A 10311-nucleotide genomic window follows, 5' to 3' on the forward strand; every position below is an offset into this window, starting at 1 on the left:
GAATACGAGCTCTCATCGTACTTTGTTGCATTTGTATTTACTCTTTGCTATAAATAAGCAATCGGAAGCTATCTTCTTGCTCTCTCTATAACCTAACCATTCTCTTAATAACTTCTCTGTATTATCCAAAAATATTATGTCTACAATTTTATTTTCTTTCTCTTTTACATCTTTAAAATACCTATTTCTAATATCTAGATACCAAATCTTTTAGAGTTATGTTCTATCATTATTATATCTTCAATATTAAAAAAATAACTCTCTCTTCTTTTATCAAATGCTTTATTCTTCAAACGATCTAATTTGTGTTGAAAAGGATGATACTGATTTTGGGATAAATCAACCTTCTGGTACAAAGATTATTATACATCATACTTGATTAAATCTCTTTTCACACACCACATATAGAAACTACTTATTGCAGTTAATTTATTATTAATTGTTTGATTATTATTACTTCTATCTCTACAATTGTTTATATATCTCTCAAGTATACTTACACAATTTTTGATTGTTGCTTCAGATAAGAGTAATTATTTTCCTCATGTTTTTTTAAATAACTTAAATAATCTATCATTCTGCTCTTATACATTTTATATGTTGTATTCATTGTCTCATAGTTCCTAGTCTTGTTAGAATCTAAATACATTTTGTAAATTTCCATATTTTTTTGATTATAATTCATTGTTGTTCCTCCTAAAATTTAAAATACTTATGCTTATTTCATGTATATCAAGAAGTCAGACACTTGGTATGCAGAAGATTACTTTTACAGGAAGTTTGACTATGTTCAAACTAGAATTTCATTTTACCAATAACAAGATTGAAGGAGGTGCTTTAATTGCAACTCTTTTAATCATTGCATTAGTAATTGTTCTTTTAGTAAAATAGCAAACCTAGCCTTCGGGCTTTTTTTATTTCTCAAAATTACAGAATTTATTCAGTAAAGGGAATAATAGCAACAGTTCATGGACTAAAAATTTGATTACTGGTGAAATTATTCAGCGCGGAGATAGTGGAACCTACAGTAATAAACAAATAAGGACTATTACACTTCCAACCTCCTTCAGTGATACTAACTATATTGTGATAGCTGTAAACATGAATACAACAGTAGATAATTTTATATACATATCAGCCTCATGCTAAAACTTTATCTGATTTTAAAATAGGATGTCAAGATAACGCGGGATCATCACAAGGAAGTATCTATTGGGTAGCAATAGGTTATTAAAAATTAATATCTGCTTGCATTCCATGCAATTGTATTAATTGCAAGACTTCCAGAAGCGATTGTTGTTTAGCTTTTATACGACCAAGTCCATCAGAATTTGTCTGTAATTACAGAATGCCAACTACAAATACTCTCCTACCATTTTCAAGTGTAGGCAGATTATTTTCTGTTGTTACAGAATTTAAAGTTACATCTCTGTAACACCAATTTATTGTTGAGTTGAATTCATAACCTCCTATAGGAGTTGAATCTTCCGTTATAATAAAGGTTCTAAAAACTCTGTTTAGATTATTATCCAGAGTGGAATATAGGTAGGCATATATCAACTGAAATAGAATTCCAAAATCCAATATTAGATTCTGGAGTAATAAGAGAAAAAACTAGAGAAGAATTAATTCTACTAGATAGTAAAACTGAATTACTTCAGGATGGAGAATATATAGAAAATAATAAAATCATTAGAGTAGAAGCTCCAAGTCATTTATTTAAAAAAATATGGAATAAAGAAAATAATTTATGGGAAGAAGGGGCAACTCAGGAAGAGGTAAATTTAGAAGTAAATGGACTTATAGATGAATTTACAATACTTGGAGAATAAAAAGAAAGATGGATAAAATATGGATTTGATGTATTAGCTATAGAAAACCAAATGGCAGAAAATATAATTTAAAGGAATTATCTATTAACAATAGAGAGAGGAAATTAAGATGGTTATAAATGGTGAAGCTTTAAAAATTATAAATAAGTTTGTTCAAGGAAATAGAAGTATTAAAAATTGCAGAGGAGAGAAATGAAAAATATTTTTGAGAATTTACTTAATTATCTACATAATTTAATCTTTTGGCTTAGTGCAGGATTTATAAGTTCTATTGGTGGAATAGATGGAGATATAAGAGTTTTATTCATTCTGACTATTATAGATTGTATTACAGGATTTTTAAAAGCTATTAAAGAAATGTTTTATCTAAAGAAATGTATATAGGGTTTATATAGATATCAAAATAATCCAAATATTAAAAATAAAAAATGAAAATAGAATTAAATTAAGAAGAAATATATGATATAATATATTATCAAATAAGAAGGAGTTGATGATTATGGCGACATCATCATTTACTAGAAAGATAATAGTAACAGGGAAAGAAGCAACTGATATGATTATAGATGCTATTACTTCTGATACTGATATAAAAAAAGATAGACATAAAATAGAAGAATTTATAGCTGTAAATCGTAAAAGGGGGAGAGCATCATTAGAAAAGTTTGCGTCTCACTACAAGAAATTGAAGAAATAGTTCCAAAAGAATTAGTAGTAGAAATTATAGATAAATTTGTGTGTTTAAATGATAAGGATATTGAATTTTTCTTAAAGAAAAAAGCTCAACTATTTCAACATAAAAACAAAGCTAGAACTTATTTTATAATGGATGAAAAAAATTAGATAATGGAGAAATAGACATTTTAGGTTATTTTGCATTATCAACAAAAGTTCTTCACTTACCAGAAGAACTATCTAATAATCAAAGAAAAAAATAGATGGTTTATATAACAGTGTTTCAGAAATCTCCACATTTTTGATAGGACAGATAGCAAAAAATGATTGTAATAAAGATAAAATTTCTGGAAAAGAACTTATAGATTATGCTTGTAGCTATATAGAAGAGGCTTCTGAGGTTGTTGGAGGACGTATTATTTTAGTAGAATTAAAAAATAATTCTAAATTAATAAAGTTTTATGAAGAAAATCAATTTTATATACTTCCTAATAAAACGGAAAACGAAGAAAAACTATTGCAAATGGTGAAAATAATATAATGAATCAAAATTATGGAGTGTCTTGTGACACTCTTTTTATTATTTTAAAAATATTTTAAATCATCTTGAAAAAAACTTTACTTTTTCAAGATGATGTATTATAATTAATTATAATAAAAAGGAGGTGAAGGAAATTAGTAGGAAAAAGAGGAAAGAAATAAAAGCTTCAATTACTTAGAACTGTTGACTGCCATCTACATGGTTCTAGAAATAATCAAAGCTTTTATAGAACTGGTAAAAGGATTGTAAAAATCCTTGTGGGGAGAAATCCCCCATCTACCTCTTATATTATACTAATTTTATATTATGAATGCAATATTAAAAATATTACTTAATATAATTTTTATTATTATAGCCTGCAATAGTGAATCTAAAATTTTAAAATGGATTACAGGAATTTATACGATAGTAAACATTATAGTTATCTTTAGAGGGGTGTTTTAAATGGAAAATAAAAAACATGGTGGATCCCGTGAAGGATCTGGGAGAAAAATTGTTTCAGAGTTTGGAAAAAAAAGAAATTATAGAAAAAGTTCGTGGAGAAAAAAGCTTAACTGAATGGATATTAGAAAAGGCTAAAGAAAAAAATTATTGATAGAAGAAAAAATAAAAAAGAGGTAAATTAATTTTCTACCTCTTAAAACATTTTGGGACCACTTTAGACTCACTTGATAAAATACATATCGAAATATCTTTCTATGTATAAGATTATTGAACTTTCAAATACTATTCCCACTCAATAGTAGCTGGTGGCTTAGATGAAATATCATAAGTCAATCTGTTAATTCCTTTAACCTCATTTATAATTCTATTAGAAACCTTATCTAAGAATTCATATGGTAATCTAGACCATGTAGCAGTCATAAAGTCAATAGTATTGGCTGATCTTAAAACAGCAGTGTACTCATAAGTTCTTTCATCTCCCATAACTCCAACTGACTTAACAGGTAAAAGTACAACAAAAGCTTGGCTAACTTCTTTATATAAATCAGCAGCTCTTAGCTCCTTGATAAAGATATCGTCAGCTTCTCTTAGGATATCGGCCTTCTCTTTGTTAACTTCCCCCAAGATTCTGATTCCAAGCCCCGGACCCGGGAATGGGTGTCTGTCAACCATGTGAGCAGGGATTCCTAACTCTCTTCCAACAGCTCTAACCTCATCTTTGAATAACTCTCTTAAAGGTTCAAGTAGCTCAAATTGCATATCTTCAGGGAGTCCTCCAACGTTGTGGTGGGATTTAATTGTAGCAGAAGGTCCCTTTACAGATTGAGACTCTATCACGTCTGGGTAAATTGTTCCTTGAGCAAGGAATTTGACATCAGTTAATTTAGATGCCTCATCATTGAACACTTCAACGAACTCTTTTCCAATTATTTTTCTCTTAGCTTCAGGATCAGTAACTCCAGCTAATTTGCTTAGGAATCTCTCTTCAGCATCAACACATTTAATATTCATATGGAAGTTTTCACCGTAGATTTCCATTACATTTTTAGCTTCATCTTTTCTAAGAAGTCCTGTATCAACAAAAATACAAATCAACTGGTCTCCAATAGCTTTGTGTATCAATGCAGCGGCAACAGAGGAGTCAACTCCTCCAGAAAGACCAAGTAAAACTTTCTTATCTCCTACAGTTTCTTTTATGGATTTAACTGTTTCTTCAATATAGTTACCCATTGACCAGTTTTTTTCACATTTAGCAACTCCGAATACGAAGTTTTCTAACATCTTTGCTCCGTACTGAGAGTGAGTAACTTCCGCATGGTATTGAATACAATAGATATTTTTTTCAACATTAGCAGAAGCAGCTATACAAGAATCCGTATGAGCAATTTGCTTAAATCCTTCTGGTAACACTGTTACGTGATCTCCATGACTCATCCAGACTTGATTCAAATTAGGAACATCTTTAAATAATGGACTTTCTAGGTCATCAATAATAAGTTCAGCTTTTCCAAACTCTTGTTTATCAGCTCTTTCAACATTTCCACCTAATAATTGAGAAGTTAACTGCATTCCGTAGCAGATTCCTAAAACTGGAATTCCTTGCTCATACAGTGCTTTATCAATTGTTGGGGATCCGTCCAAATATACCGAAGCAGGTCCACCAGAAAGGATGATACCTCTGGGCTCTCTAGCTAAAATATCTTCTAATGGTTCGAAATAAGGAACAACTTCAGCGTAAACTCCCATTTCTCTTACTCTTCTTGCTATTAACTGGTTGTATTGAGAACCAAAGTCAAGAATAATGATGCTATTTTTCTTCATAAAAACCTCCAAAATATAATAAAAAAAGAGACAATCATATTCTATAAAAAACAGAAGGTAGACTAATCCCTTTTAGCTTTTTCATAGAAACTAATTTACGGTTAGTTGTAGAGACGCCGCACCATATTTGCAACTTATACGAATGAATATATTTACTTTTGCAACATTCTAGCATATAAATGAAAGTTGTGTCAACCTCTAATTAAATAATTTAATCACTACTAAATAGACCTATAATCATATAAAAATAAAAAAATAGTATTAGATATAAAAAAATGTTAGAATTAAATTAAAGAATTTAGACTTAAATTTTGAAAGGATACAAAACTTATGAAGAAAATAATTAAAGAGGTCATTGTTGTTGAAGGAAGAGATGATATATCTGCAGTAAAAGCAGCAGTAGATGCTGAAATAATACAAACTAATGGATTTGCAATTAGAAAGAAAGGAAATATAGAAAAGTTAAGAGTTGCCTATGAAAATAAGGGAATAATAGTTCTGACAGATCCGGATTTCGTAGGAGAGGAACTAAGAAAATATATTTTGAAATTTTTTCCAAAAGCAAAACAAGCTTATATAAGCAGAAAAGAAGGATCAAAGGATGGAGATATTGGTGTTGAAAATGCGACTCCTGAAGCGATAATCAAAGCTTTAGAAAATGCAAAGTGTGAAGTACTTCAAAATACAGAGTTCATTTTTACTATGGATACCCTAATGGAATATAAACTCTCAGGGTTTACAGAATCTAAAGAGTTAAGAGAAAAGCTTGGGGAAGAGTTGAGAATAGGTTACTCTAATGCAAAACAATTTCTATCTAAATTAAATAGATATGGAATAACCATGGAGGAGTTTTTGACAGCAATAAATAATATAAAAAAGTCCAAGGAAAATTAATCCTTGGTTTTTATTTTATATTTTTAAGTTTTACTCTTAGAAAGAGATTATTTCAGCGGTAGCTTCGTACCATTGCCCCTCTTCATCCTCACCAAATTCGATAAAGAAATTAACTTGAACGTCTTCCAAAGTAAATCCAACACAATTTTCATCAGTCACAGTAAAAAACTCTATCTTTTTAAACTTTATAGCATCCAATTTTTCTCTAAGGCCCTCTCTTTGCTCAAAAAGCTCGAATATATCTTCTCTTATAAAGAAATCCCTTTTTTCAAACTCTTCATTTATCCTATCTATTTTTTTTATTAATTCTTCTGTCATATTTTCCTCCTAAAATTTAAAAATTTTTTTTACTCTTTTGCTTATTTTTAGCAACGAAAGTACAAATTTGATTTTTTTTATTTCAAAGGGAACTTTTTCCAGTGCTTTTCTCATCTGACACTCAATCTCTTTTTCAGTCATACTCATAAAAAATCTTCTCCTTTAAAAACAACTATATCGTAAAGTATACATCAAAAAAAATATATAGTCTATATTAATATTATATTTTATTTTTTTTTGAAAAATGTGCTATAATGTATAAGATTTAAAAAAATATAAGCAGTAACACTTAAGGAGGAAAACAAAAAATGAAAAATTGCATATTGATCGGAGTAGCAGGAGGAAGTGGAAGCGGAAAAACTACAGTAGCACATAATTTAGTAAAGGCTTTCAAATCAGAAGATGCAGTGCTAGTTGAACAAGATGCTTATTATAAAGAGTTAACTAATTTGACACTAAAAGAGAAAGCTGCAGTTAACTTCGATCACCCAAATTCGATAGAATTTGATTTACTTAGAGAGCATTTGATTAAACTTGCAAATGGAGAATCAATAGATAGACCAATTTATGATTTTACAACTCACTCAAGAAAAGAGGGATGTGTAAAAATACATTCGTCAAAAATAATAATAGTTGAGGGAATACTTATTTTCGCTGTCCCAGAAATTAGAGAGTTGTTTGATGTAAAAATATTTGTGGATACAGACGCTGATGAGATGATTTTAAGAAGAATCGAAAGAGATATGACAGAGAGAGGAAGAAGTTTTGAGTCTATCAAAAATCAATATTTAAAAACTGTAAAACCAATGTATTTAGAGTTTTGTGAACCGAGTAAAAGATATGCAGATGTTATAATTCCAAGAGGTGGAGAAAATAAAGTTGCTATTGGAATGATAACAAGTAATTTAAAAAGATTCCTTCAAAAGGGAGTGTTAGGGTAAGATTATGAAAAATATTATTTGTATAGAGGGAGTTGTTGGAGCTGGAAAAACAACTTTAGGAGAACTCTTAGCCAAAGAGCTATCAATAGAATTTTTTCAAGAACCGTATATTGATAATCCTTTTTTGGATAAATTTTATTCAAATAAGGAGAGATATTCGTTACTGAGTCAGATGTATTTTTTAAATAAAAGAATAGAAATAATAGAGGAAGCTTCTAAACTTAATGGTTGTATAATGGATAGAAGTATTTATGGAGATTATTTATTTGCAAAGATGCATTTGAAAAATAAGTTTATGACGGAAGATGAATTTTCTTTATATCACTCCTTTTGGGAAAAGTTGATATCGGTAAGAACTAATCCAATATTGATAATCTATTTGGAAACAAGTGTTGAGAATGCTATGAGAAAAATAAAAGAAAGAGGAAGAGAGTTTGAACTTGGGGTTGAAAAAGAGTATTGGAACTCTTTAAATGAAGAATACTCCAGTTTTTTTGACAATTATAGAGATTCAATTATCTTAAAAATAAATATAGATAATATGGATATTAGAGACAATGAAGAAGATAGGAAAGAATTTTTTAATTTGGTTAAATCAAAATTGAAACAACTAGGCTTGTAAAGTCCCAATTAAAGGAAAGTACTTTATATTTTAGTAGAATTATGCTAGAATTGATGAATAAAAAGCATTTATAGAAATACACTTTTGAGGAGAAAAATTATGATTTTTTTGAAAGGGATTATAACAGGTTTAATATTATCGCTTCCCCTTGGACCAGTGGGTATTTACTGTATGGAAAAGGCTATGATTGAAGGCGAGAAAAAAGCGTATGTATCAGCGTTGGGGATGGTTACTGTAGACATAATTTATGGTATAATATCATTTCTATTTATAAGTAGAGTTGAGTATTATGTTATTAAATTTGAGACTCCACTAAAAGTGTTGATAAGTGTATTTTTAATTTTTGTAGGAAGTAAGAAATTTTTTGGAAAACCCAAATTTAAAGAGATTGAAGACGATAACTATACTTTGGTGCAAGATTATTTTGAAACTTTTTTACTTGCTATATTTAATATCTCATCAATTCTTGTAATCGCAGGAATATATACATTGCTTGGGATATTAGACAGACCTATTGGAGAGCTGACAGTGTTAGAGTTAGGGAGTGGAATTGGGATTGGAGGTTCGTCACTATGGTTTTTAACAATCTTTTTGATTTATCATTTCAAAAAGAAAGTGACTATGGGAATCCTTTTAAAACTAAGTAAACTTTCAGGATTAATAATTCTAATTTTTGGAATTGCAACTATTATATTTGCCTTCTACAAATAATAATAGAATATTTTATTAAGGATGGTAATATTTATGAACTTAGAGTTTAATAGAGAAAATGAAAATAAAGTCATAGCAGTTGCTATGAGTGGGGGAGTGGATTCATCCACGGTAGCCTATCTGTTAAAGAAACAAGGTTATAAAATTTTTGGTATAACAATGAAGACTTGTGGAGAAGAAGATAAGGATGCTAAAAGAATATGTGATGATTTGGGGATAGAACATTATCTTCTGGATGTGAGAGAAGAATTTGAAAAAGAAGTTATAGACTATTTTGTAGATGAATATAGCTCAGGAAGAACACCAAATCCATGTATGGTTTGTAATCGAAAAATAAAGTTTGGAAAACTTATTGAATATGCAAAAGAATTAGGAGCGGAAGCTTTGGCAACTGGTCATTATGCCAATATTATTGATGGAACATTAGCTATTGGTGATGATATGAATAAAGATCAAGTTTATTTTTTATCACAGATAAAAAAGGAGAATTTAAAGCATATTATTTTTCCGATTGGAAAAATGGAAAAGCCAGCGGTTAGGGAGTTAGCAAAAAATTTAGGTGTGAGAGTTTATGCTAAAAAAGATTCTCAAGAGATATGTTTTGTTGAAGATGGAAAACTAAAAGATTTCTTATTGGAGAAGACTGCTGGTAAAATTGGAAAATCAGGGCAGATTGTCAATTTAAATGGAAAAGTTCTTGGAAAACATGAAGGCTTGGCATTTTATACAATAGGGCAAAGGAAAGGACTAGGAATAGCGTCAGCAACACCGCTTTATGTTGTAGAGTTAGATAAAAAGAACAATAGAGTTATTGTTGGAAGTAATGAAGAGCTTATGAAGAAAACTTTGATTGCAAATCAACTGAATCTTTTTTTAGTAGAGGATGTAGAGGAACTAGATGGATTAGAGTGTTTTGTAAAAGCTCGTTCTAGAGATAGACTGCATTCATGTAGAGTAAAAGTAATAGATAGAGATACAATAGAAATCTTATTTATAGAAGACAGCGTAAGAGCTGTAACTCCAGGACAGGGAGCAGTTTTATATACTAATGATGGAAAGGTTATTGCGAGTTCTTTTATAATCAAGTGAACTACCACCGCCCTAATAAAGGGCGGGGCTTCGTGGGAAGTATCTGACTCATGTCGGATATATTAATCACGCTCTACGGGTAGTTCCTACCCTGATATATATTTTAATAGGCTAGTAGTTCCCTACCAACCTCACGAATATTTATACTTGCATTTAGGTCTCTGTCTATCTCTGAGTTACATTCATCACATTTGTAGACTCTTGAAGATAGTGACAATTCAGTTTTTACTGAACCACAAAATGAACAAGTTTTTGATGATGGAAACCACTTGTCGATTTTAATTGTTTGTTTACCCAAAAACATTGATTTGTATTGAAGCATAGTTGTAAACATTCCCCACCCATTGTCAGCAACAGATTTGCCAAAGTTTAATGCTTGACTCATACCTTTCATATTAAGGTCTTCAAGTATTATCGCATTGT

At 29.9% G+C, this 10311-nt stretch carries 17 protein-coding genes and 1 riboswitch; of the genes, 11 read left to right on the forward strand and 6 right to left on the reverse strand.

Features of this window, described 5'->3' with window-relative positions; genetic code table 11:
- Window positions 1–194: 194 nt before the first annotated feature.
- Together ACWI69_RS11015 and ACWI69_RS11020 are read right to left on the reverse strand one after the other, a co-directional pair.
- The gene (locus ACWI69_RS11015) at window positions 195–356 is read right to left on the reverse strand and encodes a hypothetical protein (RefSeq protein WP_448821886.1); all 162 of its coding nucleotides are present in this window, start codon (window positions 354–356) and stop codon (window positions 195–197) included.
- A gap of 140 nt (window positions 357–496) precedes the next feature.
- Window positions 497–685 carry a hypothetical protein gene (locus tag ACWI69_RS11020; RefSeq protein ID WP_448821887.1) on the reverse strand — a complete coding sequence of 63 codons (189 nt, stop codon included), beginning with the start codon at window positions 683–685 and terminating at the stop codon, window positions 497–499.
- A 68-nt stretch (window positions 686–753) separates the two neighbouring features.
- On the opposite strand from ACWI69_RS11020, the gene ACWI69_RS11025 reads away from it, so the two are divergent.
- The 6 genes from ACWI69_RS11025 (at window position 754) to ACWI69_RS11050 (ending at window position 3643) form a co-directional block, all read left to right on the forward strand.
- Entirely contained in the window at window positions 754–891 is a 138-nt protein-coding gene (locus tag ACWI69_RS11025; protein WP_448821888.1) for a hypothetical protein, read from the forward strand.
- Between the two features lie 90 nt (window positions 892–981).
- Window positions 982–1149 (forward strand): gp53-like domain-containing protein, encoded by a 168-nt coding sequence (locus ACWI69_RS11030; RefSeq protein WP_448821889.1) that lies wholly within the window; start codon window positions 982–984, stop codon window positions 1147–1149.
- Between the two features lie 875 nt (window positions 1150–2024).
- Window positions 2025–2216: a hypothetical protein gene (locus ACWI69_RS11035; RefSeq protein ID WP_448821890.1), complete on the forward strand. Its 192-nt coding sequence runs from the start codon at window positions 2025–2027 to the stop codon at window positions 2214–2216.
- Between the two features lie 115 nt (window positions 2217–2331).
- On the forward strand, window positions 2332–2529 hold the full coding sequence (locus ACWI69_RS11040) for a hypothetical protein (protein ID WP_448821891.1): 198 nt from the start codon (window positions 2332–2334) through the stop codon (window positions 2527–2529).
- Window positions 2530–2808: 279 nt separating this feature from the next.
- Entirely contained in the window at window positions 2809–3048 is a 240-nt protein-coding gene (locus tag ACWI69_RS11045; RefSeq protein ID WP_448821892.1) for a hypothetical protein, read from the forward strand.
- A gap of 472 nt (window positions 3049–3520) precedes the next feature.
- Window positions 3521–3643, forward strand: coding sequence for a hypothetical protein (locus ACWI69_RS11050; RefSeq protein WP_448821893.1), 123 nt, complete (start codon window positions 3521–3523; stop codon window positions 3641–3643).
- A gap of 131 nt (window positions 3644–3774) precedes the next feature.
- Here ACWI69_RS11050 and guaA read toward each other — a convergent pair whose 3' ends face one another.
- Window positions 3775–5313 carry a glutamine-hydrolyzing GMP synthase gene (gene guaA / locus ACWI69_RS11055; RefSeq protein ID WP_448821894.1) on the reverse strand — a complete coding sequence of 513 codons (1539 nt, stop codon included), beginning with the start codon at window positions 5311–5313 and terminating at the stop codon, window positions 3775–3777.
- A 64-nt stretch (window positions 5314–5377) separates the two neighbouring features.
- Window positions 5378–5475: riboswitch (purine riboswitch) on the reverse strand.
- A 168-nt stretch (window positions 5476–5643) separates the two neighbouring features.
- On the opposite strand from guaA, the gene rnmV reads away from it, so the two are divergent.
- Window positions 5644–6207, forward strand: coding sequence for a ribonuclease M5 (gene rnmV, locus ACWI69_RS11060; protein ID WP_448821895.1), 564 nt, complete (start codon window positions 5644–5646; stop codon window positions 6205–6207).
- A 36-nt stretch (window positions 6208–6243) separates the two neighbouring features.
- Here rnmV and ACWI69_RS11065 read toward each other — a convergent pair whose 3' ends face one another.
- Both ACWI69_RS11065 and ACWI69_RS11070 read right to left on the reverse strand, forming a co-directional pair.
- Window positions 6244–6525, reverse strand: a complete 282-nt coding sequence (locus ACWI69_RS11065; protein ID WP_448821896.1) for a hypothetical protein — start codon at window positions 6523–6525, stop codon at window positions 6244–6246.
- A 9-nt stretch (window positions 6526–6534) separates the two neighbouring features.
- Window positions 6535–6672, reverse strand: coding sequence for a hypothetical protein (locus ACWI69_RS11070; RefSeq protein ID WP_448821897.1), 138 nt, complete (start codon window positions 6670–6672; stop codon window positions 6535–6537).
- Between the two features lie 161 nt (window positions 6673–6833).
- Here ACWI69_RS11070 and udk point away from each other — a divergent pair, with 161 nt between their 5' ends.
- From udk to mnmA, 4 genes are all read left to right on the forward strand, one after another.
- The gene (gene udk, locus ACWI69_RS11075) at window positions 6834–7466 is read left to right on the forward strand and encodes a uridine kinase (RefSeq protein ID WP_448821898.1); all 633 of its coding nucleotides are present in this window, start codon (window positions 6834–6836) and stop codon (window positions 7464–7466) included.
- Between the two features lie 4 nt (window positions 7467–7470).
- Window positions 7471–8088, forward strand: coding sequence for a deoxynucleoside kinase (locus tag ACWI69_RS11080; protein WP_448821899.1), 618 nt, complete (start codon window positions 7471–7473; stop codon window positions 8086–8088).
- A 99-nt stretch (window positions 8089–8187) separates the two neighbouring features.
- The gene (locus ACWI69_RS11085) at window positions 8188–8799 is read left to right on the forward strand and encodes a lysine transporter LysE (RefSeq protein ID WP_448821900.1); all 612 of its coding nucleotides are present in this window, start codon (window positions 8188–8190) and stop codon (window positions 8797–8799) included.
- A 33-nt stretch (window positions 8800–8832) separates the two neighbouring features.
- Window positions 8833–9888 (forward strand): tRNA 2-thiouridine(34) synthase MnmA, encoded by a 1056-nt coding sequence (gene mnmA / locus ACWI69_RS11090; protein ID WP_448821901.1) that lies wholly within the window; start codon window positions 8833–8835, stop codon window positions 9886–9888.
- A gap of 103 nt (window positions 9889–9991) precedes the next feature.
- On the opposite strand, the gene ACWI69_RS11095 is transcribed toward mnmA, so the two are convergent.
- Window positions 9992–10311: RNA-guided endonuclease InsQ/TnpB family protein (locus ACWI69_RS11095; RefSeq protein WP_448821902.1), on the reverse strand; the 320-nt coding region annotated here is incomplete at its 5' end.

The sequence above is a fragment of the Cetobacterium sp. genome (genome assembly GCF_977044495.1).